Source organism: Cytobacillus oceanisediminis, assembly GCF_004366035.1.
Lineage (GTDB): Bacteria > Bacillota > Bacilli > Bacillales > Cytobacillaceae > Cytobacillus > Cytobacillus oceanisediminis_C.
Map to the genome: position 1 here is coordinate 1 of NZ_SOEE01000014.1, position 26,112 is coordinate 26,112.

Here is a 26,112-nt window from a genome sequence, read left to right on the forward strand (position 1 = left end):
TCCCATCTGTCCGCTCGACTTGCATGTATTAGGCACGCCGCCAGCGTTCGTCCTGAGCCAGGATCAAACTCTCCATATAAGAGTTGATTAAGCTCATAAGTTGTCTTTTCAAAAAAGACTAATGATTTAACGTTGACGTTTTTGTTCGTTCAGTTTTCAAAGATCAATCAGTAAGTTTGGAGCGGGTGAAGGGAATCGAACCCTCATCATCAGCTTGGAAGGCTGAGGTTTTACCACTAAACTACACCCGCATATAATTATCGTTTCCCGAATGGTCGGGAAGACAGGATTCGAACCTGCGACCCCTTGGTCCCAAACCAAGTGCTCTACCAAGCTGAGCTACTCCCCGTAATATGGCGCGCCCGAGAGGAGTCGAACCCCTAACCTTTTGATCCGTAGTCAAACGCTCTATCCAATTGAGCTACGGGCGCATCTTTTAAAAGCAACTCTTATATTATATCAACATGAAATTCAAATGTCAACAACTTTTTTGGTGCGGCCGAGAGGACTTGAACCTCCACGGGGTTGCCCCCACTAGGCCCTCAACCTAGCGCGTCTGCCATTCCGCCACGACCGCTTAATGAAGCGACAAGTAACATCATACCAAAACGTAGTACTTATCTCAATGGTAATTAATGGTGCGGGTGAAGGGAGTCGAACCCCCACGCCTTGCGGCGCCAGATCCTAAGTCTGGTGCGTCTGCCAATTCCGCCACACCCGCAATATGAAATTAAAATGGTGAGCCATGAAGGACTCGAACCTTCGACCCTCTGATTAAAAGTCAGATGCTCTACCGACTGAGCTAATGGCTCATCAAAAATGGCTGGGCTAGCAGGATTCGAACCTGCGAGTGACGGAGTCAAAGTCCGGTGCCTTACCGCTTGGCTATAGCCCAATAACAAATGGCGGTCCCGACGGGAATCGAACCCGCGATCTCCTGCGTGACAGGCAGGCATGTTAACCGCTACACCACGGGACCATCCACATAAAACCGTCGGAAACAAAAAAAGTGACCCGTACGGGATTCGAACCCGTGTTACCGCCGTGAAAGGGCGGTGTCTTAACCGCTTGACCAACGGGCCATTGTGAGAATTTTCTGGCGGAGAAGGAGGGATTTGAACCCTCGCGCCGCTTACGCGACCTACACCCTTAGCAGGGGCGCCTCTTCAGCCACTTGAGTACTTCCCCAAATATGGCTCCGCAGGCAGGATTCGAACCTGCGACCGTTCGGTTAACAGCCGAATGCTCTACCACTGAGCTACTGCGGAATAATAATAAACTTTATCGATAAAACACTTAACATCTTATCGACTCTTCATATTATAAGGACGCAGGCTATAAAAGTCAAGCTTGTTTTTAGAAGAATTTATTAGCCGTTTATCCTGTTTTGTCCTGCGACAATTATTAAATATAAAGTGAACTTAATCTAATGTCAATTCTTTTTTTAAAACTAATTTCCCCTTGCATTTACCGCAAACATATTTCTTCGTATCAACTATTCTTTTTCTTTGATAAGTTTGACGGCAATCCTTACACATATAAACAAGAATCTTAGCAGATCTATTTGTTTTTGGACGATCAGGCAAGGCCGAACAAAATCGGGGTGCTCCCACTTTTTTCATTAGCAATCTGAAATCCTGATCGCGATGTTTATATCCTTTTCCTTCTAAATGCAAATGATAATGACATAGCTCATGTTTAATAATTCCTTCTAATTCTTTGGCCCCAAGCTGCTCATAATACTTTTTGTTTATTTCAACATGATGTGATATCAGCATATATCTTCCGCCAGTCGACCTGAGGCGCGAATTAAAATAAGCCTGATGGCGAAAGGGCTTGCCAAAGCTTTCTAAAGATATCTTTTCAACAAGTGTCTGAAGCTCCTGGTCATTCATAAAAATGTTTTTCCTCTCTTATCGTAAACATGACAACCTATTATAGCATACATTATATATACCTTTTATAGCTCTGAACTCGCTTTGCTGCCCAAGGGAGCGATCATCAGATTCCAATCACGGGAGGTAATTCAGATGCCTGTATGGTTTCAAAATCAAATCCAGCGTGCTTTTTATGAAAAGGACCGCTATCAGATCAAACTGCTGAATCAGTGCTGGTTTTTCTATAGGAAGAAACACTGCTCATAAAATATGGCGAGCCTGAGATATACCCGCTTAAATCAGCTACAGCCCTTTATAAACCTTACAAGCATAGGCCAAATCACGCTAGAAATATTAATTTCCGTCGTGATTTGGCTTATGACTCGAAGAACTAGCTTTTTAACCCAGCAAAACAAAGGAATGTAATTTAGTTAGGCCCAAGCATAGTTAAGGCAACTCTTCCCTTGTGCTTATCAACAGAGTCAACCCAGACCGTTACTACATCCCCAACGGACACGACATCCAGCGGGTGTTTGACAAATTGGCGGCTAAGTTTGGATATATGAACAAGGCCATCCTGTTTGACTCCGATATCAACAAATGCACCAAAGTCGACAACATTTCTCACTGTCCCTTGAAGCTCCATCCCTTCCTGCAGATCTTCAAGTTTCAGCACTTCTTTCTTTAGCAGCGGCTTTGGCAGCTCATCACGCGGATCCCTTTCAGGTCTCATTAAGGCATCGATAATATCTCTCAGTGTAAGTTCACCAATTTCAAGCTCCCGGGCTGCCTGGCTGATATTTATGCCTTTTAGAGCTTCCCTTAATGATAGTGTTCCAAGGTCACTGGATTTAAAGCCGAGATTAGCAAGCAATTTATTTACTACTGCATACGTTTCCGGGTGGATTCCAGTCCGGTCCAGAGATTCTTTCCCATCGATAATCCGCAGGAAGCCAATTGCCTGTTCATAGGTTTTGGCCCCAAGGCGCGGAATCTTTTTCAGCTGCTTGCGGTCTGTAAATTTCCCTTCTTCTTCCCGTTTCTTGATTATATTCACAGCAACTGTTTTTGAAAGGCCAGCTACATGCTGCAGCAATGAAGATGACGCTGTATTTACATTGACACCCACTTGGTTTACCGCTGTCTCTACAACAAAAGAGAGTGATTCTGTCAGCTTTTTCTGGGATACGTCATGCTGATATTGACCAACCCCCACGGACTTGGGATCAATCTTAACCAATTCTGCAAGAGGATCCTGGAGGCGGCGGGCGATGGATACGGCACTTCTTTCTTCTACCTGGAAATCAGGAAACTCTTCTCTGGCCAGGTCTGAGGCAGAATATACGCTCGCCCCTGCTTCATTGACAATTAGGTAGAATATCTCCTCTTTCATGTCCTTTAAAATGTCAGCGATGAACTGCTCGGTTTCCCTTGAGGCGGTTCCATTGCCGATGGCAACCATTTCTACTTTGTATGTGTTTAGAATATGAACTACTTTCTCTCGTGCTTGTTTCGTTTTGGAAACAGGCGGATGCGGATATATGACACCGATATCAAGTACTTTTCCTGTTTCATCTACAACAGCCAGCTTGCAGCCAGTTCTGTAGGCAGGGTCTACACCCAGTACCACCTTGCCTTTTAACGGGGGCTGAAGCAGAAGTTTTCTGAGATTTTCAGAAAAAATCATGATTGCCTGTTCTTCTGCTTTTTCAGTTAGTTCATTGCGGATTTCACGTTCAATCGAAGGCATAATCAGACGCTTGTATCCATCTTCAATGGCTTCCTTTACAAGTGCCCCTGCAGGGGAGCGTTCATCCTTTACCCACTTTTTATACAAGTACTTTAAAATAAATTCGGTATTTGGCTTAATGTTAATCCTTAAAACTTCTTCTTTTTCACCGCGGTTTAATGCAAGTGTGCGGTGTGGAACAATCTTGCTCACTGGTTCCTCATACTCGTAGTACATTTCATAAACGCCTTTTTCGTCAATCTCTTTATTCTTCACAGATGACTCAATAGTTCCCTTTTTGGCTGTTTCCATACGGATCCATTTTCTGCTTTCTGCTTCATCTGATGCCCATTCTGCGATAATATCTTTCGCTCCAGCAATTGCCTCTTCCGTTGTGGCTACTTCGTTTTCATCAGATAAGAACTCTTTCGCCTTTTCAGCAGGGGTTTCATTAAGGGGAAAGGTGAGAAGCCATTCAGCAAACGGTTCAAGCCCTTTTTCCTTTGCTGCAGTTGCTTTTGTGCGGCGCTTTTGCTTGTATGGCCGGTATAAGTCCTCTACCTCCTGCAGCTTCACCGCTTTTTCAATGTTGGATTTTAGCTCTTCTGTCAACTTGCCCTGTTCTTCAATTAAGCGGACTACCTCTTCTTTACGCTGATTGAGATTTTGTATGTATTGCCAGCGCTCCATGATATCCCGAATTTGAACTTCATCCAGTGCACCTGTCTGTTCTTTTCTGTATCGGGCAATGAACGGGACTGTGTTCCCTTCTTCCAATAAGCTGATTGTGTTTTTTACTTGTTTAATGGCTATGGATAATTCTTCAGCGATTAGGTTTAGTACTTGATTTTGTCTATCCAATGTTTTTTCCAAGATCATTCCTCCATCATAGAGTCTCACATTTCATTTTATCAAAAAGAAAAACAAAAAGCTTACCCTGTTCTAGAGTAAGCTTCCAAGTATGAAAGTAGCATCATCTGAAGTAGATGGATACTGCTTTTTTATATCTTCCGAGATAAGGTCAATAGGGAGAAATGCTTTCAGCAAAGATTTAACCCCTTGAATATTCAAGCCATCTGAGTATATCAAAAACTTAGATTCCGCTTCATACGTAAACCGCTGGGTATGAAACACCTGCGGCCTTCCTGACAGATATCCAGTTACAGGCAGGGGATAGGTGAGTTTTCCAGTAGACGAATACAGGAAAAACCGAATATTCCCTACACAGCTGTATACAAATTCCCTGGAGGCAAAATGGACTTTAAACAGTGCTACTGCTGCTCCTCTTTTTTGTAAAAGAACATCGTTGCAAAGCTTCATGAGCGTATCTACATCTTTCTCATGATGCTGCTCTACGACAGAAACAACAGCAGAAGAAGCTTCGTACGCGAATTCCCCGCTTCCAAGGCCATCTGCCAGCACACATACAAAGTATTCATCAGTTGCAGTGAAGTAATATCCATCACCGCAAAAAGCTTTGCCATCTTTAGCTGTCTGGTGAGCAATCACTTCGATGTTATCCCCAACCAATTTGGTCATGAAAGGCACTCCGAGTTATTTGTTTCAGAGTGGATCGCTTCCTGAAGCTTTTTGATTGCACGGCGCTGAAGTCTCGAGACATGCATCTGGGAAATCCCCAGTTTATCTCCAGCTTCTTTTTGGCTCATATTCTCAAGATATGTGTATTGTATAATTAATTTCTCTCTCTCAGACAGGACATGCAGGACTTTTTCAAGAACAAGCATTTGATTTACTTTTTCATAGCCCATGTCTTCATTTCCGACGATATCCAGTAATGTGACTGTTCCGCCATCAGAATCAGCCTCGATTGAATGGTCAACAGAAAGCGCCTGATAGCTTTTTCCCATTTCCATTGCTTCGAGCACTTCCTCTTCAGATACACCAAGCACATCGGCTATTTCGTCCACTCTTGGAGACCTATGAAGTTCTGTTGTCAGCTCTTCAACGGTCGCTTTAATTTTTGGGCCTAATTCCTTTATGCGGCGCGGAACATGAACGCTCCAGGTTTTATCCCTTAAAAAGCGCTTAATTTCGCCGATAATCGTAGGAACTGCAAAGGCCTCAAACGTTTTGCCAAAAGACTCATCATATCGGCGGATAGCCCCTAATAAGCCGATAATGCCCACCTGGACAATATCCTCATGATAAGATCTTCCCTTTGAGTACTTCCGGGCAATGGCTTCAACTAAATTCTGATATTGAAGTACCAGGGCGTTTTGAGCTTCTTCATCCTGGTGAAGCTGGTAGGCTTTGATTAAAGCATTTGTTTCTTCTTTGGATTTTTGGTTAGGTTGAGATTGTTTTTGCATCCCTCTCCACCTGCTCTCCCTCTAGGTATTTGGTCATGAAGACCGTAACACCCTCTTTGTGATGAATTCTTACTTCATCCATCAATGTTTCAATCAGGTATAGACCCAAGCCTCCTTCACGCAGGAATTCCACAGAATCAGTCTGGTCGTATGGTCCAATGCCTTGTCTTGCAGATTGGAAGTCAAAACTTTTTCCGCTGTCTGCGACCATTACTTCAAGACGGTCAGTGTATAAACCGAACCCGATGACTACTTCCCCTTGCTCATTCTGCTTGTATGCGTGTTGGACTGCATTGGTGCAAGCTTCACTTGTGGCGATTTTAAGATCCTCAATTTCTTCATATGCAAATCCCATTCTGCTGGCAATCCCTGATAGCGTCAGGCGGATTACTCCAACAAATTCCGGCTTGGCCGGAATTTTCACCTCAATATAATCAAATGGCTCGTTCATTGTACTCCACCTTCAATCCCGCTGTTAATATCGATAATATCGGCTAGGCCTGTAATTTCGAAAAGTCTCTTTAAACGGTCCGATAAGCCAACAATCTGGAATTTGCCGTTATTGGCACGGACATTTTTAAATACACCAACAAATACACCTAAGCCGGTACTATCCATATAAGAGACTTCAGATAGGTTGACCACCATTTCCACGCCTTCTTTTTCTGTTAAAGGAAAAAGTTCTTCACGGAGTTTAGGTGCTGTGTACGCATCAATTTCTCCGCTTACCATTGCCTCAATCATCATATCATTTTCTTTTACATCTATTGTAATATTCATAACTGACCCACCTCTTTACATGTCAACTGCTTTTTACTACTTACCCGTTCTTAAAACCCGTTAAACATTTCTTTTTAAAATAATTAAGGTAAAATCGTCCCGCAATTGAAAATGCTGAAGTTTTTCAAGTTCTTTATATACGCTATTAACAATTTCCTGTGCACTTAAATGAATGTATTTCTTGATTAATTCCAGCAATGATTCCTTTTCTATAAACCCTTCTTCTGTACGGCATTCAGTAACCCCATCTGACATTAATATAATCATATCTCCGGGATTTACTCCTTTTTCGTACTGGCGGTATTTTGTTTTTTTATCAATGCCGAGGAGCAGGCCTTTCGCTGCCAGTTCGGTAAATTCACCTGTCTCAGCCACAAAGAAAAGTCCTGGTTCGTGTCCGGCAGAACCATAAGAGAACATATGGCTGTTCGTATCATATATTCCATAAAACATAGTAATGAACATCGTTAAATCTACGTTCTGTTCTACGACCCGATTCAGATTTTCCAGGACGGTTTTAGGGTCATTGCGGTTTTCAGGCAAACTGTCCATGGCATATTTAATCATGGACATACACAAGGCTGCCGGAAGACCTTTACCAATGACATCAGCAACCGCAATGCTGATCGTGCTGTTTTCATCCTGAACAAAGTGGAAATAATCACCGTTCATATGTTTGGCAGGTACACTTATGGCACCAATATCCAAACCTTCTACAGAAGGAACCTGCGTCCCAAGCAGGGTTTGCTGGACGTTCGCAGCTATCTCCATTTCTGTCCTGAGTTCCTGCTGAATATGCTTTAAGTTCTGATGTTCCCGATAGGCAAACCCATAGCCTATCATGACTTCCAGAAGGATATCAAAAGAATGGTGAACATACTCAGGCAAGTCCGGATAAAGTTCACCCATCAGACTTTTATGAACGCTGATAATCTCTTCAGGAGAGATTTTGTGCTCGATCGACTTCCTGCTGAACTTCTGGCCTTGATACAAAGCCTGTTCAGATTGTTCTTTAATATAATTCTCAAGAATATCCCGATACTTTGATTCCATCATTTCTCGGAAATCCATACTGCTTCCCCCTAACGAAGCCACTTAGTTGCTTTTATATCTGTTCCGGTTCCAGGATTGGAGTCAATTAAGAACTCATCCATTAACCGCTTCACACCCGGCAGGCCGGCTCCTAATCCCCCTGATGTCGAGAATCCGTCTTCCATTACTTGGCGTAAATCATTGATTCCAGGGCCGCTGTCTACCGCAACTATACGCAATCCCGCTTTTCCGCCGTCGTATATTTTTTCAATACAGACTTGCCCCTGTCCGGCGTATAAATATATATTCCGGGCAAGTTCACTAATGGCTGTAGTGATTCTAGCCTGGTCAACTGTACCAAAACCAAGCTCTTTAGCAACATTCCGCCCAAGCTGGCGGGCTGCAACGATGTCCCATTCGTTTATGATTTTAACGCAGGATTGGTTTTCCATACAGTTACTCCCCCAATTCCTGTTGTAATTTCTCCAAACCTTTTTCTAGATCTAATGCAGTAAGGACATCATCTAACCCAATACCTAACTCAATAAGCGTAATGGCTACGGCAGGCTGTATCCCGGTTATGACTACTTTTGCACCCATCAGTTTGGACATATTTATTACGTCGCCGAGAACTTTTGCGATGAATGAATCAATAAAGTCAATGGATGTTAAATCAATCACAACTCCATTTGCGCTGGTCTCATGGATTTTATGGAGCAGATCCTCCTGAAACTGCAGAGCAGTCTGGTCATCCAATTCCCACTGGATGGAGACTAATAGGCAATCGTTCAGTTTTAAAATTGGGATTCTCACTCTCATTCCACTCCCTCCACATTAACAATTTTGCGGCTGGTTAACTCAAGCGCCGCTTCTACACCCTTTTTCAAGGTATTCTTTGTAGTAAACTGATTTAAATCAATTCCCAAGTTTACAATGGTTTGGGCAATTTCCGGACGGATGCCTACAAGCATGCATTTCGCTCCGACAAGCCTTACAGCATCAGCTGCCTGTATGATATGATGGGCTACCATCGTATCAACAACCGGCACACCTGTTATATCAATAAGCACCACTTCTGAACGGTGTTTTACTACTCCATTTAAAAGGTTCTCCATAATCTGCTTCGCCCGCTCCGTATCAATTGTACCAACAAGAGGCATGACTGTAATTCCTTCGAATACAGGAATAAGCGGCGCAGAAAGTTCCTGAAGCGCAATTTTTTGAAGGGAAACAGTTCTTTCCCAAGTGCTTGAATACATATTTACCACTTCATTGACCATGGGAGTCATCCAGCTGTCAAACTCGTAAATGACTTTCATTTGGTTTTCCTGGGTGACAATCCCCGTTTCCTGCATGTCCTCAAACACAATTTTCCCGAAGGTTTGGAGACCTTTTGTCACAAAACTTAGCGGCCAGCCCAACCGTACGATTTTCTCAGAGAAATCACTCAATTTTGAAGTGAATTCCTCATTTGAACTTTTTATATTTGAAATAATCAGGTCAATGAATTCCCGGCTTGTCCCGATAAATACCTGATCAGATACTACCTTTGTAACTCTTTCATCCGCATTTTCCTTTGTGGCATCAAGCCACTCATTGAATATGGAATCTTTGTTGTTTTGTATATAATTCAATATTGTGGAATTCATTTGTTCCTCCCTATTTTAGCATATATCTATTATTAGCCTTCCAATTCCCCTTTATTGTACAGAAGGATAAAAAAATCTTCCTGTCCCGTATATATCAATTAAATGATATCAGTGAATGCCAGTCAAATGATACCTATATGATGCCGAATGAATAAACTCCAATCTTTGGTTAATTCGACAATTTATAATTAAATCCCTTTTTTACCTTCATAACTCAGCGGATTCACATCGAATTTTGAAGTGTATGCTCTATATGAAACGGGTATATTTACAAAACCAGTCAATTTTATATAATAAACGACTCTCTTTTTTACCCTCTTTATAAGAAACTAAACCTTTTTGCTGTATAAAAAAATAAAAAACGCCCTTCAAAAGAGCGTTTGTTAAAATTCGATGAGGCCTAAGCTGATTTGCACGGCTTCATCCACTTTTTCCATCATTTCGTCATCGAGATGGGTTATTTTATCGGTTAAGCGTTGTTTATCAATTGTACGAATCTGTTCTAATAAGATGACCGAATCCCTTTCAAAACCATAACGCTTCGCATCAATTTCAACGTGAGTAGGCAGCTTCGCTTTTTGAATCTGAGCTGTGATTGCTGCAACAATTACTGTGGGACTAAACCGATTCCCGATGTCGTTTTGGATGACAAGCACTGGACGGACGCCGCCTTGTTCTGAACCAACAACTGGGGATAGGTCTGCAAAATAAACGTCACCACGTTTGACAATCAAGGGATTATCCTCCGCTTACTAGACGTTCAACTGTGTGTTCTGCCTCGTATTCCGCTTGAAATGCTTCAGATGCAATCGTCAAATTTATTTTCGCCATCTCCATGTAGCCTCGTCTCATGGACTCGCGAATTTGTCTCTTTTTGCGTTCGCGCAAATACATTTTGGTTGCCTGATAAATGAATTCGCTCCGGTTAACGTTTTCCTGTTTTGCAAATCCGTCTAACTCGGTTAAAAGATGCTGCGGTAACTTCACCATTATCTCTGTTGTTGTGCTGGAATCAGACACAAACATACACCTCCACCATCACTACACACCATTTTTATATCTACCATTTTCAATATTACCATTAATAAAGCCCAATGCAAAGGGGATTCTTTAATTCTTCTGTATTATCGTCCAAAAAAATAGTATTTTATGCATGATTTCAGAAAAGCGGAAGCGCCTTGTTCACCCCCGACAAGCACAAGACGTGCCTCACAGAAAAGCGTTCTTTGCCTTTTTGGGAGGAATGCCCGAAATGTGGCGGCGACTGCTCAGGGACGACAAGCATAAGACGAGCCCTGCAAGAAGGTGTTCTTTCCTTCTGGAAGGGATTGGCTTATGTCTCGAGTACACCTAGGTGCCGAAACAAGACAAGCTTGTGACCTCGAGGGGGTAGGCGCTGAAGCTAGACAGTTAACTAACTTCAGAATTCATCATTCTTATCGTTTCAGAAAGCCGCCGCGCTTATTCCATCCCTTTTTCCGGACGATAGCTCAGCTGGGCAGCAAATAAAGTTTTTACGATTATAACAGATAATTAATTCCCCCGATAATTTTACCATCTCTTTTATATATGCGCGGAACCCGGGAAGATACCATGCAGGTTACTTCATAGTTGATGGTTTCAAGTTTTTCGGCTATTTCATCAACCGGAATCTTTTCTTTCCCCTGCTCGCCGATCAGGGTTACTTTTGTACCGACTGGCATTTCATGCGGAAGCTTAATCATGCATTGATCCATACAAACTCTTCCAACAATTGGAACTCTCAATCCTTCAGCAAGAACCTCCTGCCCCTGAAGTTTTCGTATCCAGCCGTCAGCATAGCCAATCGGCAAAGTTGCAATCCATTCATCTTCTTGTGCCTCATAAGTCGCACCATAGCTGACTTTCTCGCCTTTATGAAGCTTTTTCACATGAACAATAGAGGTATGGAGAGAAAAAGCTTCTTTCAGCTGGAAAGGAAGGTCTGGCTTAATTTCCATGGAAGGAGCCAGGCCGTACATACTGATCCCCATTCTGACAGCATTGAAGTGGGCTTTGGGAAATCTAAGACCCGCAGCGCTGTTGCTGGTATGGATGTACTTCGGCAAAATCTCCAGCCAGCTGGTCATTTCCTCAAATCTGCTCAACTGTTTTTCAAAATAAGCATTCTCCAATGAATCCGCTGTGGCGAAATGCGTAAACACCCCTTCAAGCAGAAAACGCTTGTCCTTTTTGATAACGCTCTCAATTCCCGCAAGCTCATCACGGCTTCGAATCCCCAGGCGTCCCATGCCTGTATCAAACTTTAAATGAATATTCAGGACTTCTCCATCTTCCACATATTCGTATGCCTGTGATAGCCACTCCTTTTGAAAAACGGTCAGGGCAATATTCTTTGCCGCTGCTTCGCCTGCATGCTCCGGGCGGCTCGCTCCCATTACTAAAATCGGCGCTGCAATCTTTTTATTTCTCAATGCCATCGCCTCATCCAGGGTGGCAACAGCCAGAGAGGATGCGCCCGCCTGCAGGGCCGCTTCTGCCACAGCAGCATCTCCATGCCCATACCCATTTGCCTTCACAACCGCAATGACGTTTGTTCCTTCTTCTGCATGTTTTTTCATTGACTCTACATTATATGAAATATGATCCAGATTTATCTCTGCCCAAGTGTCCCGGTACATTTTTGTTTGTTCATTCATCGATGCATTCACGTCCTTTAGCCATTGCTTCTCTACATGTCGATTATCAAACTCGGGCAGAGGATTTGTCAAATGGTTATTTTTTATCAAAAGGCTTTGAAAGCTGATTCCTATGCCGGCAGCATAAAAAAACAGGCCCCCTTCTGGGACCTGCTTTTTTCCGGTGATTTATTTCACCATTTCTCCCTGTACAGTGCGGGCAATTTCGGACATTTCTTCAGGTGATAAATCATTGGAAGCAATCATATAATCCACACCCTGGTAGGTCCAGGAAATGGTGTTGTCAGAAAGTGCACCTATAGTAAAGCCAAGGTCAACAGGCTCGCCTTTCACTGAAGTAACGACGGATGATGTCGGCATGACAGCGGCCTTTTCCTGCACAAGAGTGAAGGATTTTTCTCCATCGTACGTCAATACAACACGCTTGCCATCTTCTGTTTTAACTTCCTGCTCATCAACCAGCTTTACATCAGCCATATCCATCTGCGGATATTTTACAGCGAATTCCTGATCCTCCACCTCAGCCATCACCGGCACTTCGAGCTGGGCGCCCGTCATGTTCTTTTGCATGTCAAAATCTTTCTTATCGAAGCTGGCATTAAACTTTACATTTGAAAATTCTACTGTTACAAGTGCATTTTTATCAGGATCCATAACCTTCACACTGACTGGGGATAAATCGGACTTCTTGAGCTTGATTTCCTGGACAGGAAGCATCTGATTATTTTGATAGCGTGTTTTTGTTTCAAACACATAATGATCTTTTGTAGCGGAGAACTTTGCTTCTTTATCCTCCATAATGTCCTTGACTAATGATTCATATAAATAAGCCTGGCTGCTGTTCTGCGGCCAATCGCTCTGGAAACGGAAGCTCTTGTTCAGCGCAGGAGTGAGGACAAATACACCGTCATCGTTACGCAGAATCATTTGGCTTTGTTCCTTTTGCGCGTTTTTCAGGTTCACCCGGTAAAAGTCAGGCTCCTTATGCCATACTTCTATTTCGTAGGTTTGCGGGTCAGTCCCCATCTGCAGAGTCATCTTGGCCTCCGCCTTGTATCCTTTAACGTCTTCAAGCTTATTGTTAAGATCCTTTACGACGTCTTCCTGTGATTTAGTCCCACAGGCAGACAATGCAAGAACTACCAAAAGCCCGGCAAGCAGCATGAACCACTTTTTCTTCATTCCTTCAGCCCCTTTGTCTCATTTCAGTGAGATCGGCCCAAACTTCCGGCCTGTCTCTCCTATCGCATTATGAATATATGAGACAACCTTAGGGAATATGCTAGAAGGAATGACAAGCTTTTGAAATTCTTCAGCATGCCAAATATCAAGCTTTTTCTATAACCACCTGAGCCACCGCATATTCTCTGCTATGGGAAATCGACAAGTGTATCCCATCTTTAAATGGCTTCGAAATATAAGGCTTTCCCTTTTCATCCTTTTCAATTTCAATATCCTGAAAGGAAAGTTCTTCCCCAATCCCTGTGCCCCATGCCTTTGAAAAAGCTTCTTTTGCCGCGAACCTCCCGGCAAGATATTCAGCCCGTCTCTTTTCCGTCAAGCAGCGATAGCCATCCAGCTCTTTGGATGTCAAAATCCGTTCAGGAAACCGCTCCTGCCTGGCAATAATTTTTCGTATGCGCTCCAGCTCTGCAATATCAATTCCAATACCGGAAATCATCTCTCATCTTCCTTCTATTTATATTATTCGCTGCATAAAGAATACAGTAGAAGCAGTATTATGTACACATTATCAAGTGAATAAGTGCTATCACATGCTGAAAAACCGCTTTTCAGGCTATGATGTAGATACACGGTCCAACAATTCAAGCACGGAGGAGAGCCATGTTTACAAGAACGGAAAGCTTTAAGGAATTTATCCGCTACTACCCTGTTGTTTCTGCTATCATTTGTATCCATATGATCATCTATCTATTAACAGTCATTCCCCTATTTCCAAATACACTTATTTTCGAAAAGCTTGCAGGCGTCAATTTATATATTGTTCAGGGTGAATACTGGCGGCTGCTGAGCCCAATCATACTGCACAGCGGTTTCCCCCATGTATTATTCAACAGCTTTTCTCTCGTTCTCTTCGGCCCTGCACTGGAACGATTGCTAGGAAAAACCAGATTCATTCTGCTTTACATCACTGCTGGTGCAGCAGCAAATATTGCAACACTGCTTCTTGAACCATTGACATATATTCATGTGGGCGCCAGTGGTGCGATCTTTGGCCTGTTCGGATACTTTGCGGCAATCATCGTATTCCGAAAAGAACTTTTATCCAGGGAAAACTCACAAATCATACTGACTATTACGATAATCGGCGTAATCATGACCTTTCTGCAGCCAAACATTAATGTTACTGCCCATTTATTCGGCCTGCTTGCAGGTTTCCTGATTGGTGCGGCATCACTTGCCAAAGGCCGTACATCTTCTTCATCCAGCATAATTCGGCCCGGGGGTCTTTCCGGCATCAGGCCTTCATTAAAAGGTGTGCCTGCATCAAGGCTTGTTCTCTGGGGAGTCATTATCATTTTGGCTGTCTTGGGGATTTTATCCAGATAATCCCAGCCCAAAAGCAGGAGTGCCTTGATCAGGTGAACTCCAACTAAAAACCGCCACGCCCTGCGGCAAACTTGAAGCCAGCAAGTCCTGCAGGCATAAGGCATCACGCAGGAAACCTCAAAGCAAGTTTGGACCCGCGATGCATCTCTGCCAAAGAGTTCCTTGTCCTGATTTCTGGAGTGATTTGGAGTATGCCCCGGGTGGCTAGGCACTGTGGCTGGATGCAGACAGCCTTTCCATAGAGTTTCACATTGATCCACTTTATAGTTTCTTATACAACAAAAAAAGCGCTCATGTGCGCTTTTCCTTTTTCAAATTACTTCTGTTTAATCCAGTATAAGAGTACCACTTATAAATAGCATACACTTCTTTCCGGTCAAGATCAGGAACCGTTCCGCCTGTCCCCCCAATCCCTGACATGGCTACAGCTTCTATGGTAGCCAGGCTGCGCTTTTTCTGAAAATAACTTTCGCTCATGGTGAGGGACTGTATTCGATTTCTTTTCATAAAGACAGTAGTCCTTACAATCCCCCGATATCTGAGAGCAAGCTGCTGAGAACTGATATCCCAGCCTGCATCCCTGTATTTGAGATATGACCATCCCAATGAAAGGATCAGCACCACTAAAGAAAAGTATCCCCATGGTCTGAAAAAGAGGAGCGGCACAGCCACAAAAGGCAGTACCCACAGAAACCCTCTCCATAAATAGCGGTTAAGCGCCCTTTTTGGAGCATTAAAAAATCCGGGCTGCAGTTCATAGTGGGACAAGTGGGGCTTTAACAGACCGGCAATCCGTGTTTTTTTCACAATCGGCAGAATCATAAGACGGGCGCTTTCATTGTCCTCAATGGAACCTCCTGCACTTTCAATATAAACAGTCGCCAGGCCAAGTGGCTGTCTAAGCAGATTTTCCCTGAACTGAATTGCCTGGATGCGATTCAGCGGAATCGTCATCTGCCTCTTTTCCAGCAGACCTCTTGTGACAATTAATTCCTTATCAGTCTTTATTAAAGTAAAATCGGCATATTTTAGCATACTGCCAATAAGAGCAATAAGCCAGGCAATAAAAAAGACAATGAAGACCAGGATACTCACAAATATAATTCCGTTGGCAATAAATCCCTCTAGCCCTGCAAACACTTTTTCATACGGAATAATTTCTTCAAATTGAAAAACAAAAGCAAAAACCGCCGAAATAACAACACCTGCCCCGCCTGAAGTCGATGCCAGAAGGAGCAGCTCGCCAGGTGAAATTTTAAAAATCACTTCCCGGTTCTGAAATGTGGTTTCCATTTCGGAAGGATTCTTTTTAGCTGCTGAAAATGCCTGTTGAATGACCGCTGCATCTTTTTTAGAAATAGCCGTCAATACCGCTTCTGCCTCACCAGCACCGCTTGAACCTGCTGTCTCCACCTTCATCTTCACAAGGCCAAAAGGCCTTTGCAGCAAACCTTCCGATAAGTCGAGACTTTGAATTCTTTCAAGCGGAATATACCTCTTCTTCCTTATCAGAACACCATACTCGATTCGAAGCTCGCCTTCTTCCAGTCTAAAAGTATATCTCCACCAGGTAAGGATCCCTATCATAAATACTGCGATTATGACCCCTAAAGACAGGACAAGCTGAACAATTTCCCCATTTCCTCCTCTGCTTCCAAAGACGACAAAAACAAGAAAGGGCACCAGCATTTCCTTTAGGTGTTTCAGGAAATTGGCTACCGCTGATATTGGGTGCAGCCGTTTCGGATTAGACATCATCATCTGCAGCCCTTGCCAGCAAGGAAATGAAAAAGCGCAGTTCCTCCGCTTCATCCACATCTAAGGCCGGTATTTCATGAACGGTTGCAGCCGTCGAGATGGTTACAGTTGCAAGACGATATTTACGCAATATCGGCCCTTGCCTGGTATCCACATGCTGCACCCGGATCATGGGAACAAGGGTCCTTTTAATAACAAATATCCCGTGTTTAAGCTCTATTTCATTTTCCCGGACCTCATACCTCCATCTTTTCCACCTTAAAGAGGGGAAAGTCATGATGACTAGGTAAGCATAAGCTGAATAAAACATTAAGGAAGCTCCAATAACCCAAATAGGCCAATTAAACAGGAAAGCAGCAGCAATTGCTCCCCCTGATAACACAAAAGGAAAAACAGAGTGGACTGTGCCGGAGATTCTCCATGCAAGCAGCCCCCTTGCCGGTAACCTTTTATGCGGCTCTGTAATCATGCAGTACCCCCCGCAATACCAATATTAATAGTCATTCAAACACGCCCAGAGTCAGTTCATCGCTCAGAACCTCATTCGCACATGGTGCGTTGACAGCTCTTTTCACTTCTATAAGTATACATGACAGAAAAAAGAAGTGTCTCCCTTTTATGAAAAAAGTGGGGGTACTACTTATATTTCAAAGCTGGATGAATCAATAAAAGTCAAATCGGGGTTCGTTCTTAAATCTTCCGCAAGCTTAAATAGTGCGCTGTCCTTCATTTTCGCTTCGATCATGCAATGAATTTCAGGCACTGACCCCTTAATGTTCTGAAGAAACTCCATGAACATATCAGCATTAATATAATCGGCATGCGCTCTGAAATCTTTGTCTGATTTCGGACTGGAAATATGCATTTTCACAGGCAGTTCTGAATGATCCCATGTTGCTGCGACCCTTTCCCATTGCCCCGTCCAGTTATCATTCTCAAAATTGGCAAGGTGATGGTGATAATCAAATACAAGCGGAATCCCAAGCTTTTCACAAAGATAGAGCGTATCATCAAGGGTAAAGGTGGTATCGTCATTCTCGAGGATAATCATTTGCTGGATTCCTGAAGGCGTAAAGCCCCAATTATGGATAAATTGTTCAAGAGCCTTCTCTTTATCATCATATCCTCCACCCACATGCAGTACACAGCGGTGAGCCGGATTCAGCCCCATGCCTTTCAGAAGGGCTTTATGCATTGCCAGCGTTTTAATGGACATATTCAATGTATCCACTTTCGGTGTATTAAGGAGCACAAAATGGTCCGGATGAAAATCCACCCGCATGGGGTGTCGGTCCAGAAAGTCACCGATTTTGGATAGAGCTTCTTTAAGAGGGTGCATATACTTCCAATCAGAAAGTTCCTCATGATTGGCAAGAGGAATCAGCCGGGAACTAAAGCGAAAAAAATGGATATCATGGGCTGCATTGTGCTTTAGCAGCCTCAGGCAGTTTCCAAGATTTGATACGGCAATCCGCTCCAGTTTTGCTACAGCCGCCTCGCGGTCTTTAATGGCCGAGAATTGCTTAAACGTCATTGTTTGGGATGGTGACGCATTTTTCAGAGTCATACTCATCGCGACATACCCAAGGCGTACAATCGTCATGTCGATTCCTCCCGCATTGCATTTCCCTTAGTATGTACGGCTGCCGCTGAGAAATTGCGCATGGACGGCCCTTAATAGCGGGACCAAATTAAAAAGAAAAAGAGAGCAGAATCTCTGCTCTCCTTTTTTAAAGTACTGGTTTACTTTTAATATTCGGAGGAACGCCCCCTACAGGGTCAGTGGTGGGCAAGGCGCTTCCGTTTTTCTTATTAACGATAGCTGCTGCTATTTGAACGGTTATTGTGGCTTTGACGTTTTCCAGTGTGGCCTTGACGGGATTTATATGATCCTTTCTGGCCTCCTTGTCTGCCTTTTCCGTTATAGCCTCCGCGGCTGCGGTCATTCGGCTTTCTGTGCTTAGATGGAAGCGGCTTTTCCTCTGTTAATTTAACAGGAGTTGTATCCGGTTCTTTTGTCAGCATCTTCAGCACGGCCTGAACCACTGTTGAAGCATCCTTTTGTGCCAGAAGCTCATCTGCCGCTTCTTTATAGCTCTCAAGATTGTTTTCCTCAATGGTTTGCATGATTTTTTCCATGACTGCTTTTTGCTGGCCTTCAAGGGCCTCATCCAGTGTTGGAGCATCCATGCGTTCCATTTTTCTCTTGGTTGTACGTTCTACGACATGCAGATACGATTTTTCGCGCGGATTGATGAATGTCATCGCAACACCTGTTTTTCCAGCACGTCCTGTACGGCCGATGCGGTGAACATAGCTTTCAGGATCCTGAGGAATATCAAAATTGTATACATGTGTGACGCCGGAAATATCCAAGCCTCGCGCAGCAACATCTGTTGCAACGAGGACGTCAATGCTTCCCTCTTTGAACTTGCGAAGAACAGAAATCCTCTTAGCCTGGCTTAAGTCACCGTGGATTCCTTCAGCCATGTATCCGCGAAGATTCAAGGCTTCGGCCAGTTCATCGACACGGCGCTTTGTACGTCCGAATACGATTGCCAATTCCGGTGATTGAATATCCAGAAGTCTTGTCAGCACATCAAATTTATTCTTTTCATGCACCTCAATATAGTATTGTTCAATAGATGATACAGTCATTTCCTTTGCTTTTACGCGGACAATTTGAGGGTCCTTCATGAAGCGTTCCGCCATTCTGCGGATTGGCGCAGGCATTGTAGCAGAGAAAAGCAGCGTCTGGCGCTCTTCCGGAATTTGTGCAAGGATTGCTTCAATATCGTCAATGAATCCCATGTTAAGCATTTCATCCGCTTCGTCAAGGATGGCTGTATGGACATGATCAAGACGCAATGTTTTGCGGTTTATGTGGTCCAAAATACGTCCTGGCGTTCCAACGATAATATGCGGTTTGTTCTTCAAGGCGCGGATTTGGCGATTAATATCCTGGCCTCCATAAATGGATAGGACTTTCGTTCTTTTGCCGTAGCCGATTTTATACAGTTCTTCCGATACCTGTATTGCCAGCTCGCGAGTCGGAGCAATCACAATTCCCTGAATGAAATCCTTCGTGTTGTCGATTTTATCAATCATCGGGATTCCGAATGCAGCAGTTTTTCCTGTTCCTGTCTGCGCCTGCCCGATCAGGTCTTTATTCTCTAAACTCAATGGAATGGTCTGGGTCTGAATAGGAGTCGCTTCTTCAAATCCCATTCGCTTCAGTGATTTCATTGTTTCCGGGCTGATGCCCAAGTCTTGAAACTTTGTCAATGTGTTCATTCTCCTTCTAATCATAGAAAAATTTTGTCCCTGCAAACCCGCAGGCAGGAATTCTCCTGAAAATTGGCCTATGAGTCACTCTTCCGGACGATTATAAGATAAGTTAGGGCACCCCGTAAGGAGCCTTTTAACCGGCAGTACCCGGTCTCTGGATGCTGTAACTTCTTATTTTTATAAAAAGTGCGGTTATGTTTCGTTAAGAAGAGTCCCACTCACTATGAAACCCGCTTGAGGAAAGGATGAGGTAAATTCTATCCAAATTGTTCACGGACAATCAGGTCTCTAAAAATGAGTTCTTCCGTAGAGAAGCACTCATCTATTTATGGCCATACTGAAGTATAATGTTCTCAGCAATACTTCTGTATTTAATGAAAAAAGACATTCTCCTGCTGGAGTATGTCCGGGTTCTCAAAAGAAGTTCCTGTTGGCACTTTGGTGTTTATATTACCATTTTCAAGTAAGCATTGCAAACTTGAAGGCTGGCTGAAAACCTTATCATTCCGGCATTTTTTGAAGAAAACCAAGGATCTCCTGAAAGAGGCGTTCCCCTTCCCCGCAATGGCAGATAAGGTGTTTCGAGTCCTTTATAAAAATTAATTTTTTGGCAGATGAACTTATATTATTGTATAAATATCTGGCACTTCTTGGTGGCACAACTCCATCACTTTCGCCTTGCGCAATCAATGTCGGCACAGTGATCTGATTTAAGATAGGCTTGATAGAGGCAACCAGCCTGCGGAATTGAAGAGTTGCCGTAATCGGTGTCGCACTTATTTTCCGCTTATATCTGACGAACATCTCATTATCGGCCAGGTTTCCCTTGAAGGCATCCCTTGCCATCTCTTTAATATCGAAGAAAAGCTGTTTTGGATTAACGTAATAAGCAGCTGCACTAAGCAGAACCAGCTTATCCACAGGGTAATGCACTGTTAAGTAGCTGGCGATCAGGCCGCCCATCGAAAAGCCGACTACATACACTTTCTCACAGCGGCTTATGAGCCTTTTCAGCTCTTCTTCTGCATGCTCAATCCATTTGTTATAGGCAATTCCTTTCAGCTTCAGTTCATCGCCATGACCCGGCAATGTCGGCACAGAAATCTCCCAGTCTGTATGTTCCTTCAAATACTCTGCCAGAGGTTCTACTTCAAATGGAGCTCCTGTAAAACCATGTATGCACATGCAGCCAATCATCCTCGAGTCACCGCCATTTTTTATAATTTAAGTCAATTCTATTTTACACTTTTTCCTTTTTGCCATACTAATCAAACCTGTTGAAGATAAAAATTATAACGAAGGAACTATATAAAAATAATATAAACCCCTGTTTCACGTGGAACAGGGGTTTATTTCCATAATAACAGATATATCCAAAAACAGAATTAACAAGGTGTGAGGATTGCATGTTATTTTCCAGCTGTTTCAGTCTTACCATGATATCTGTTAAAGTGTTATTGTTATTCTTTTTACAATTATTGAAGGCTTGAGACAACCTCTTCAAGTTTCATGCCCCGTGATGCCTTAACCAGTATAATCGTTTCCTGATCCACATGTTTCTTAAGCTCTTCGATAAGCGGCTGTTTGTCAATAAAGGCCGCCACCCGTTCGCGAGGCAGGACCTCCTTCGCTCCCTTGGCGATATATTCGCCAAGCTTGCCGAAAGTAAATACATAATTAACCTTTTCAGGATCCACAGATTTTCCTATGGAGTAATGGAAATCCTCCTCCTGCGGACCAAGCTCCAGCATATCGCCCAGAACAAGAATTTTCTTTTTATACCCTGGCAGGTTGGCGATCAGTTCAATCGCCGCATTCATGGATGTTGGGCTCGCATTATAAGCATCATTGATGATTTTTTCTCCACCTTGACCCTCGAGAAGCTCCATCCTCATATTCGTCAGCTTTAAGCTTGCGAAGCCTTCGTTCATCTTTTCGTACGGAACGCCGAAATGGGATGCTGCAATCATGGCTGCCAGGGCATTGAGAACATTATGGGTGCCTAACACAGGCAGATAAAACTTACCGCTGGACACATTGATTCCAAATGTACTGCCTCTGTCATCCTGCTTTATATCCATCGGGTATACATCATTTTTACCGGTTCTTCCAAAAGTTCTTAAAGCTGCCGAACCATTGTAGGATTTCAGTTTTTCATCCAGGAGAGGCTCGTCGCCGTAATAAATAACCAGGCCATTTTCCTGGAGTCCATTTACGATCTCAAGCTTAGCTTCGGCAATCCCTTCTCTGGAACCTAAATCCTGCAGGTGGGATTCGCCTATATTCGTAATAATCACAGCGTCCGGTCGAGCAAGCTTCGTAAGGAAATCGATTTCCCCCCTGCCGCTCATCCCCATTTCCAGCACCGCGATTTCCGTATCTTCCTCAAGAGCCAGAATGGTTAAGGGCAAACCGATATGATTGTTATAGTTACCTTCGGTTTTTTGAACTTTATATTGCAGGGAAAGAAGGCTTGCGGTCATATCCTTGGTGGTTGTTTTGCCGTTGCTTCCTGTAATGCCTGTGACTTTTACCTTTAATTCATCGCGATAGCTTCTCGCCAATTCCTGAAGAGCTGTTAGTGTATCTTCGACGATCAGGATCGGAAGATGAAGAGGGGGATTGGGAACATCCTTTTGCCAAAGAGCCGCGGCTGCCCCTTTTTCGATGGCATCTTCTACAAATCGATGGCCGTCCGAATTTTCCCCTTTGAATGGTACGAACAGATTGCCGTGATTGATTCTTCTGGAGTCAATGCTAACGCCCTGTATGAATGTGTCATTAAAAGATGATACATCATTATCTATTTTAATCATCCGTGTAATTTCCTGAAGTGTTTTCTTAATCATATGGCGCCTCCCATTCGGCAATATCAAAATTTCAGAGTATATATCAAATATTGCCAGTTATGTATGAACAAAAGGAACACGACAAAGATGCCGTGTTTCCTTTAACTGTTAACCTTTTACATTGTGTGTTTAATGCTTTGTTTCTCAGCATGGCGTTCGATGGCCAGATTAACAAGCTTTTCGATCAGCTGAGGATATTCTACTCCTGTATGCTTCCACAGAAGCGGGAACATGCTGAAAGGTGTAAAGCCTGGCATTGTATTGACTTCATTAATGTAAAGCTTACCCTCTCTTGTTAAAAAGAAATCAGCTCTGACCAGACCTGAGCAGTCAAGGGCTTTAAATGCTTTAATGGCCATGTCCCTCAGTTCACTGTACTCAATTTCTGATATTTCAGCAGGAATGATTAATGCTGTGTCCCCATCTTCATATTTAGCTTTATAGTCATAGAATTCAACTTTCGGGACAATCTCACCGGCAACAGAACATTCCGGATAATCATTGCCCAATACGCCAGCTTCAATTTCTCTGGCTGAAACGCCTTCTTCAATGATAATTTTACGGTCAAATTGGAAAGCTTCCTTGAATGCCCCCTCAAGCTCTGAACGGTTCATGCACTTGCTGATGCCTACACTCGAACCTAGGTTGGCCGGTTTTACAAAACACGGGTATCCGAGTTCCCTTTCCACTTGATCATAGGCTGCCTCGGTCTCATTTTCCCACTCACTGCGGATAAACCAGACATACTTCACCTGCGGCAGGCCAGCCTGAGCAAAGATATTCTTCATGATGACTTTATCCATCCCTGCAGATGAAGCCAATACTCCATTCCCCACATATGGCAGGTTAAGCAGCTCAAGCAAACCTTGAACCGTGCCGTCTTCCCCGTTTGGACCATGAAGCAGCGGGAAGATTACATCAAATGGACCTTTATCCTGACCATCCTGGAAAAGAGTCGGTGCCAAAGCTGTTGGAGGAAGTGCTTCCCCCTGGGAAAATTCCAGCTCCTTCACACTGGAAACAGGTCCTTGCAATTGAGGGCCCTTTACCCATTGACCTTCTTCAGATATATAAATAGGATGAATTTCAAATTCCTCTAAATCCAATGCTTTAATAACAGCCATTGCAGTCTGCATCGATACTTTATGCTCTGCAGATTTTCCGCCGTACAAAAGGCCAACCTTTGTTTTCATAAAAGAACCTCCAATATTCGATCATGGACTAACCGGCTTCTCATGCCGCTTTATTCCCTCATTATTTTGCCTAAGCTGATTTATATGTTCATTCAAGCTACTCTTTATTGTAACACTTTCACATTTAAGAAAGGGAGTGATTACGTGTTCAATTCCACAGGAATTTTTTTCTCCACATACGCCCATATTCCTATATGTATGAAATGGACCTGAAAAAGGAAACTTTTCTTATCTGAAACCAATAAAATAATTTCCTTTTCTGGCATTAATTTAAACCACCTTTTATCTATTATTATCTTGAGAAAACGTTTAACCGCCTGTAATAGAGCAATTAACGAGAATAAGCCTTAATCCCCGGTAAATAATCAGACTTATTTTATTATTACAACAAAAACTTTATCTATTAACTTTTAACGTAAAACAGGATATAATCCTCCTAACAAAAACAACTGTATTTTTTAGGAGGACATAAAAATGAAATTCGGTTTGCTTCCCAGAATTATTGCAGCCATTGCACTGGGTATTTTATTAGGTTCTTTTTCTCCTGAATGGCTTATTCAGCTATTTGCTACTTTTAATGGACTGTTCGGAAACTTTCTTGGTTTTGCGATCCCATTAATTATTATCGGATTTATCGCGCCAGGTATCGGGAGCATGGGAAAAGGCGCAGGGAAACTCCTGGGGATTACAGCTGGTTTTGCCTATGCTTCTACAATCACTGCTGGTTTAGTCGCCTATTTTTCTGCGACGGTATTATATCCAATTCTTTTAAAAAACCAAAGTTTCAAAGAGTTTGAGAATCCTGAGGATGCTTTGCTCTCACCCTTTTTCCAGGTGGACATGCCTCCTGTAATGGGGGTCATGACGGCACTGCTGATTTCATTCACTCTAGGCCTTGGATTGGCTGCAATCAAAGGAAACACTCTGCAAAATGCTATGAATGATTTCCGTGATATTATTGAAAAACTGATTGAAAAGGTCATTATTCCATTGCTTCCTGTCCATATTTTTGGGATTTTCGCCAATATGACGCAGGGCGGACAGGTTGGCGCCATTATTTCTGTATTTGCCAAAGTCTTTGTCATGATTATTGCTCTTCATCTATTATTTTTACTGCTTCAATATTCGGCGGCCGGCAGCCTTATGAAAGCCAATCCGCTTAGACTCATGAAAAATATGATGCCTGCCTACTTTACGGCACTTGGAACCCAATCATCCGCATCTACCATTCCTGTGACGCTTAAACAGGTCAAAAAACTTGGTGCACGTGAAAAAGTCGCAGATTTCTCTGTTCCATTACTGGCAACGATTCATCTCTCCGGAAGCACAATCACCATTGTGAGCTGTGCAATCGCTGTAATGATGCTGCAGGGTCAAACAGCATCATTTGCAGAAATCCTGCCTTTCATTTTAATGCTTGGCATCACGATGATCGCAGCTCCCGGCGTCCCAGGAGGGGCTGTCATGGCCGCATTGGGTTTGCTTGAAAGCATGCTCGGATTCAATGAGACCATGCTTGCGCTAATGATTGCCCTATACCTTGCCCAGGACAGCTTTGGAACTGCGTGTAATGTAACAGGTGATGGTGCTCTGACGCTGCTGTCTGATAAGGCAAGCGGCAAAGATAAGAAACTTCAGCCTCAATCTGCTGCGAAAGCCGGCTAATAGAAAAAAGATGTCCCTGCTGGGGCATCTTTTTTTGTGCGGTTTTATGAATTTCGCGGCACTAAGCTGGCATATCGGTTACTTAGCTTAGTTTATCGGCCAGTTTTATATTTTATCGGTCACATTCTAAATATATCGGTCAGAACGGACTAGATGTCGGTCACTTTTTTTATTTATCGGTCACTAGGCGCGGCATCCGCTTTCCATTACCAGGAAAGTGAAAAGTATATATCTGAACTTACTTAACAATCAAAACAGGCGCTTTCACACGTTTGGCTATTTTATGGCTAACACTTCCGAGCACCATTTCCTGAAGCGTATTCAGACCCCGGCTGCCAACTACAGCAACATCAAGATTCATTTTGTTGGCAAATTCCACAATGGCTGGTCCAGGCTCTCCCTGCAGAATCTTTATTTCATATGAAATACCCTTTTCTTTTAATAGGTTTTCTATTGGTTCTAAACGTTTTTTCCTCACCTGGTCCACTATACTCTTATCAAAATGATGAAGGATATCTTCTTTTGAGGTCTGGCCATCCACAGCATACACTACGGTAATTTCAGAATCAGGATTCTGTTCAGCCAGCTGAATGGCTTTAGCGGCTGCACGAATGGAATGATCGGATCCATCTGCAGCAATCAGTATTTTTTTAAACACAGAGCCTCACCCCTAACATATTCTTATAAAAAAAATACCACAGTCAAAGCTGACT

Annotated in this window: 27 protein-coding genes, 11 tRNA genes and 1 rRNA gene; 4 read left to right on the forward strand and 35 right to left on the reverse strand. The window is 43.2% G+C overall.

The window, feature by feature from the left end; translation table 11 throughout:
* The 13 genes from DFO72_RS25060 to DFO72_RS25120 all read right to left on the reverse strand — a co-directional run.
* Positions 1-79: ribosomal RNA gene (locus DFO72_RS25060) — 16S ribosomal RNA — on the reverse strand; the annotation flags it as partial.
* 98 nt (positions 80-177) lie between these two features.
* A tRNA-Gly gene (locus DFO72_RS25065) sits at positions 178-251 on the reverse strand.
* A 21-nt stretch (positions 252-272) separates the two neighbouring features.
* Positions 273-349 (reverse strand) — tRNA-Pro (locus tag DFO72_RS25070).
* Between the two features lie 5 nt (positions 350-354).
* Positions 355-431 (reverse strand) — tRNA-Arg (locus DFO72_RS25075).
* A 60-nt stretch (positions 432-491) separates the two neighbouring features.
* A tRNA-Leu gene (locus DFO72_RS25080) sits at positions 492-577 on the reverse strand.
* A gap of 59 nt (positions 578-636) precedes the next feature.
* Positions 637-721: transfer RNA gene (locus DFO72_RS25085), tRNA-Leu, on the reverse strand.
* Between the two features lie 15 nt (positions 722-736).
* A tRNA-Lys gene (locus DFO72_RS25090) sits at positions 737-812 on the reverse strand.
* An 8-nt stretch (positions 813-820) separates the two neighbouring features.
* A tRNA-Gln gene (locus tag DFO72_RS25095) sits at positions 821-895 on the reverse strand.
* A gap of 8 nt (positions 896-903) precedes the next feature.
* A tRNA-Asp gene (locus tag DFO72_RS25100) sits at positions 904-979 on the reverse strand.
* 31 nt (positions 980-1,010) lie between these two features.
* Positions 1,011-1,082 (reverse strand) — tRNA-Glu (locus DFO72_RS25105).
* A gap of 15 nt (positions 1,083-1,097) precedes the next feature.
* Positions 1,098-1,188, reverse strand: a tRNA-Ser gene (locus tag DFO72_RS25110).
* Positions 1,189-1,193: 5 nt separating this feature from the next.
* Positions 1,194-1,268, reverse strand: a tRNA-Asn gene (locus DFO72_RS25115).
* Between the two features lie 153 nt (positions 1,269-1,421).
* Complete coding sequence (locus DFO72_RS25120) at positions 1,422-1,895, reverse strand: SprT family protein (protein WP_113885010.1); 474 nt, start codon at positions 1,893-1,895, stop codon at positions 1,422-1,424.
* A 135-nt stretch (positions 1,896-2,030) separates the two neighbouring features.
* Between DFO72_RS25120 and cmpA the strand changes: the two genes are divergently transcribed.
* Entirely contained in the window at positions 2,031-2,144 is a 114-nt protein-coding gene (gene cmpA / locus DFO72_RS25125) for a cortex morphogenetic protein CmpA (protein WP_009336300.1), read from the forward strand.
* Positions 2,145-2,304: 160 nt separating this feature from the next.
* On the opposite strand, the gene DFO72_RS25130 is transcribed toward cmpA, so the two are convergent.
* From DFO72_RS25130 to DFO72_RS25180, 11 genes are all read right to left on the reverse strand, one after another.
* Positions 2,305-4,485, reverse strand: coding sequence for a Tex family protein (locus tag DFO72_RS25130; protein ID WP_181782404.1), 2,181 nt, complete (start codon positions 4,483-4,485; stop codon positions 2,305-2,307).
* 63 nt (positions 4,486-4,548) lie between these two features.
* The gene (locus DFO72_RS25135; RefSeq protein ID WP_113885012.1) at positions 4,549-5,145 is read right to left on the reverse strand and encodes a PP2C family serine/threonine-protein phosphatase; all 597 of its coding nucleotides are present in this window, start codon (positions 5,143-5,145) and stop codon (positions 4,549-4,551) included.
* Positions 5,142-5,936: an RNA polymerase sigma factor SigB gene (gene sigB / locus DFO72_RS25140; protein ID WP_113885013.1), complete on the reverse strand. Its 795-nt coding sequence runs from the start codon at positions 5,934-5,936 to the stop codon at positions 5,142-5,144. The genes DFO72_RS25135 and sigB overlap by 4 nt, the downstream gene beginning before the upstream one ends.
* Positions 5,914-6,387: an anti-sigma B factor RsbW gene (gene rsbW, locus DFO72_RS25145; protein WP_009336304.1), complete on the reverse strand. Its 474-nt coding sequence runs from the start codon at positions 6,385-6,387 to the stop codon at positions 5,914-5,916. Before rsbW ends, sigB begins: the two co-directional genes overlap by 23 nt.
* Positions 6,384-6,716, reverse strand: a complete 333-nt coding sequence (locus DFO72_RS25150; protein ID WP_113885014.1) for an anti-sigma factor antagonist — start codon at positions 6,714-6,716, stop codon at positions 6,384-6,386. Before DFO72_RS25150 ends, rsbW begins: the two co-directional genes overlap by 4 nt.
* 60 nt (positions 6,717-6,776) lie before the next feature.
* Entirely contained in the window at positions 6,777-7,787 is a 1,011-nt protein-coding gene (locus DFO72_RS25155) for a PP2C family protein-serine/threonine phosphatase (protein ID WP_113885015.1), read from the reverse strand.
* An 11-nt stretch (positions 7,788-7,798) separates the two neighbouring features.
* Positions 7,799-8,200, reverse strand: coding sequence for an anti-sigma regulatory factor (locus DFO72_RS25160; RefSeq protein WP_113885016.1), 402 nt, complete (start codon positions 8,198-8,200; stop codon positions 7,799-7,801).
* A gap of 4 nt (positions 8,201-8,204) precedes the next feature.
* Positions 8,205-8,567 carry an STAS domain-containing protein gene (locus DFO72_RS25165; RefSeq protein ID WP_009336309.1) on the reverse strand — a complete coding sequence of 121 codons (363 nt, stop codon included), beginning with the start codon at positions 8,565-8,567 and terminating at the stop codon, positions 8,205-8,207.
* Positions 8,564-9,397 (reverse strand): RsbT co-antagonist protein RsbRA, encoded by an 834-nt coding sequence (locus DFO72_RS25170; protein WP_113885017.1) that lies wholly within the window; start codon positions 9,395-9,397, stop codon positions 8,564-8,566. Before DFO72_RS25170 ends, DFO72_RS25165 begins: the two co-directional genes overlap by 4 nt.
* 383 nt (positions 9,398-9,780) lie before the next feature.
* A complete protein-coding gene (gene ndoA, locus DFO72_RS25175) occupies positions 9,781-10,131 on the reverse strand; it encodes a type II toxin-antitoxin system endoribonuclease NdoA (protein ID WP_009336311.1) in 351 nt (116 codons plus the stop codon).
* Positions 10,132-10,135: 4 nt separating this feature from the next.
* Positions 10,136-10,417: a CopG family ribbon-helix-helix protein gene (locus DFO72_RS25180; protein ID WP_026041666.1), complete on the reverse strand. Its 282-nt coding sequence runs from the start codon at positions 10,415-10,417 to the stop codon at positions 10,136-10,138.
* Positions 10,418-10,732: 315 nt separating this feature from the next.
* On the opposite strand from DFO72_RS25180, the gene DFO72_RS29725 reads away from it, so the two are divergent.
* Complete coding sequence (locus DFO72_RS29725; RefSeq protein ID WP_166672557.1) at positions 10,733-10,906, forward strand: hypothetical protein; 174 nt, start codon at positions 10,733-10,735, stop codon at positions 10,904-10,906.
* 11 nt (positions 10,907-10,917) lie between these two features.
* On the opposite strand, the gene alr is transcribed toward DFO72_RS29725, so the two are convergent.
* The 3 genes from alr to acpS form a co-directional block, all read right to left on the reverse strand.
* On the reverse strand, positions 10,918-12,075 hold the full coding sequence (alr, locus tag DFO72_RS25185) for an alanine racemase (protein ID WP_113885018.1): 1,158 nt from the start codon (positions 12,073-12,075) through the stop codon (positions 10,918-10,920).
* 168 nt (positions 12,076-12,243) lie between these two features.
* Entirely contained in the window at positions 12,244-13,257 is a 1,014-nt protein-coding gene (locus DFO72_RS25190) for an outer membrane lipoprotein carrier protein LolA (RefSeq protein WP_113885019.1), read from the reverse strand.
* Between the two features lie 145 nt (positions 13,258-13,402).
* Positions 13,403-13,756, reverse strand: a complete 354-nt coding sequence (acpS, locus tag DFO72_RS25195) for a holo-ACP synthase (RefSeq protein ID WP_113885020.1) — start codon at positions 13,754-13,756, stop codon at positions 13,403-13,405.
* A gap of 164 nt (positions 13,757-13,920) precedes the next feature.
* Between acpS and DFO72_RS25200 the strand changes: the two genes are divergently transcribed.
* Positions 13,921-14,646, forward strand: a complete 726-nt coding sequence (locus tag DFO72_RS25200) for a rhomboid family intramembrane serine protease (RefSeq protein ID WP_113885021.1) — start codon at positions 13,921-13,923, stop codon at positions 14,644-14,646.
* Between the two features lie 291 nt (positions 14,647-14,937).
* Here the strand turns inward: DFO72_RS25200 and DFO72_RS25205 are convergent, their stop codons facing one another.
* The 7 genes from DFO72_RS25205 to DFO72_RS25235 all read right to left on the reverse strand — a co-directional run bounded on the left by DFO72_RS25205 (position 14,938) and on the right by DFO72_RS25235 (position 23,734).
* A complete protein-coding gene (locus DFO72_RS25205) occupies positions 14,938-16,407 on the reverse strand; it encodes a PH domain-containing protein (protein ID WP_309472979.1) in 1,470 nt (489 codons plus the stop codon).
* Positions 16,394-16,873, reverse strand: coding sequence for a PH domain-containing protein (locus DFO72_RS25210; protein ID WP_113885023.1), 480 nt, complete (start codon positions 16,871-16,873; stop codon positions 16,394-16,396). Before DFO72_RS25210 ends, DFO72_RS25205 begins: the two co-directional genes overlap by 14 nt.
* Before the next feature lie 171 nt (positions 16,874-17,044).
* The gene (gene uvsE / locus DFO72_RS25215) at positions 17,045-18,007 is read right to left on the reverse strand and encodes a UV DNA damage repair endonuclease UvsE (protein ID WP_113885024.1); all 963 of its coding nucleotides are present in this window, start codon (positions 18,005-18,007) and stop codon (positions 17,045-17,047) included.
* 209 nt (positions 18,008-18,216) lie between these two features.
* Positions 18,217-19,689 (reverse strand): DEAD/DEAH box helicase, encoded by a 1,473-nt coding sequence (locus DFO72_RS25220; protein ID WP_113885025.1) that lies wholly within the window; start codon positions 19,687-19,689, stop codon positions 18,217-18,219.
* A gap of 504 nt (positions 19,690-20,193) precedes the next feature.
* A complete protein-coding gene (locus DFO72_RS25225; RefSeq protein ID WP_113885026.1) occupies positions 20,194-20,889 on the reverse strand; it encodes an alpha/beta hydrolase in 696 nt (231 codons plus the stop codon).
* 278 nt (positions 20,890-21,167) lie between these two features.
* Positions 21,168-22,541 carry a UDP-N-acetylmuramoyl-tripeptide--D-alanyl-D-alanine ligase gene (locus tag DFO72_RS25230; protein ID WP_113885027.1) on the reverse strand — a complete coding sequence of 458 codons (1,374 nt, stop codon included), beginning with the start codon at positions 22,539-22,541 and terminating at the stop codon, positions 21,168-21,170.
* A gap of 116 nt (positions 22,542-22,657) precedes the next feature.
* On the reverse strand, positions 22,658-23,734 hold the full coding sequence (locus DFO72_RS25235; RefSeq protein WP_113885028.1) for a D-alanine--D-alanine ligase: 1,077 nt from the start codon (positions 23,732-23,734) through the stop codon (positions 22,658-22,660).
* 474 nt (positions 23,735-24,208) lie between these two features.
* Here DFO72_RS25235 and DFO72_RS25240 point away from each other — a divergent pair, with 474 nt between their 5' ends.
* Entirely contained in the window at positions 24,209-25,399 is a 1,191-nt protein-coding gene (locus DFO72_RS25240; RefSeq protein ID WP_113885029.1) for a dicarboxylate/amino acid:cation symporter, read from the forward strand.
* A 238-nt stretch (positions 25,400-25,637) separates the two neighbouring features.
* On the opposite strand, the gene DFO72_RS25245 is transcribed toward DFO72_RS25240, so the two are convergent.
* The gene (locus tag DFO72_RS25245) at positions 25,638-26,057 is read right to left on the reverse strand and encodes a universal stress protein (protein ID WP_113885030.1); all 420 of its coding nucleotides are present in this window, start codon (positions 26,055-26,057) and stop codon (positions 25,638-25,640) included.
* Positions 26,058-26,112: the final 55 nt, after the last annotated feature.

Coding starts and splice junctions, on each gene's coding strand:
- DFO72_RS25150 (WP_113885014.1), bottom strand. CDS start 6,716: ATGAATATTACAATAGATGTAAAAGAAAATGATATGATGATTGAGGCA.
- cmpA (WP_009336300.1), top strand. CDS start 2,031: ATGCCTGTATGGTTTCAAAATCAAATCCAGCGTGCTTTTTATGAAAAG.
- alr (WP_113885018.1), bottom strand. CDS start 12,075: ATGAATGAACAAACAAAAATGTACCGGGACACTTGGGCAGAGATAAAT.
- sigB (WP_113885013.1), bottom strand. CDS start 5,936: ATGCAAAAACAATCTCAACCTAACCAAAAATCCAAAGAAGAAACAAAT.
- DFO72_RS25230 (WP_113885027.1), bottom strand. CDS start 22,541: ATGATTAAGAAAACACTTCAGGAAATTACACGGATGATTAAAATAGAT.
- DFO72_RS25165 (WP_009336309.1), bottom strand. CDS start 8,567: ATGAGAGTGAGAATCCCAATTTTAAAACTGAACGATTGCCTATTAGTC.
- DFO72_RS25205 (WP_309472979.1), bottom strand. CDS start 16,407: ATGATGATGTCTAATCCGAAACGGCTGCACCCAATATCAGCGGTAGCC.
- rsbW (WP_009336304.1), bottom strand. CDS start 6,387: ATGAACGAGCCATTTGATTATATTGAGGTGAAAATTCCGGCCAAGCCG.
- DFO72_RS25130 (WP_181782404.1), bottom strand. CDS start 4,485: ATGATCTTGGAAAAAACATTGGATAGACAAAATCAAGTACTAAACCTA.
- DFO72_RS25200 (WP_113885021.1), top strand. CDS start 13,921: ATGTTTACAAGAACGGAAAGCTTTAAGGAATTTATCCGCTACTACCCT.
- DFO72_RS25155 (WP_113885015.1), bottom strand. CDS start 7,787: ATGGATTTCCGAGAAATGATGGAATCAAAGTATCGGGATATTCTTGAG.
- uvsE (WP_113885024.1), bottom strand. CDS start 18,007: ATGACGATTGTACGCCTTGGGTATGTCGCGATGAGTATGACTCTGAAA.
- DFO72_RS25170 (WP_113885017.1), bottom strand. CDS start 9,397: ATGAATTCCACAATATTGAATTATATACAAAACAACAAAGATTCCATA.
- DFO72_RS25240 (WP_113885029.1), top strand. CDS start 24,209: ATGAAATTCGGTTTGCTTCCCAGAATTATTGCAGCCATTGCACTGGGT.
- DFO72_RS25225 (WP_113885026.1), bottom strand. CDS start 20,889: ATGATTGGCTGCATGTGCATACATGGTTTTACAGGAGCTCCATTTGAA.
- acpS (WP_113885020.1), bottom strand. CDS start 13,756: ATGATTTCCGGTATTGGAATTGATATTGCAGAGCTGGAGCGCATACGA.
- DFO72_RS25235 (WP_113885028.1), bottom strand. CDS start 23,734: ATGAAAACAAAGGTTGGCCTTTTGTACGGCGGAAAATCTGCAGAGCAT.
- DFO72_RS25190 (WP_113885019.1), bottom strand. CDS start 13,257: ATGAAGAAAAAGTGGTTCATGCTGCTTGCCGGGCTTTTGGTAGTTCTT.
- DFO72_RS25210 (WP_113885023.1), bottom strand. CDS start 16,873: ATGATTACAGAGCCGCATAAAAGGTTACCGGCAAGGGGGCTGCTTGCA.
- DFO72_RS29725 (WP_166672557.1), top strand. CDS start 10,733: ATGTCTCGAGTACACCTAGGTGCCGAAACAAGACAAGCTTGTGACCTC.
- DFO72_RS25120 (WP_113885010.1), bottom strand. CDS start 1,895: ATGAATGACCAGGAGCTTCAGACACTTGTTGAAAAGATATCTTTAGAA.
- DFO72_RS25135 (WP_113885012.1), bottom strand. CDS start 5,145: ATGACCAAATTGGTTGGGGATAACATCGAAGTGATTGCTCACCAGACA.
- DFO72_RS25160 (WP_113885016.1), bottom strand. CDS start 8,200: ATGGAAAACCAATCCTGCGTTAAAATCATAAACGAATGGGACATCGTT.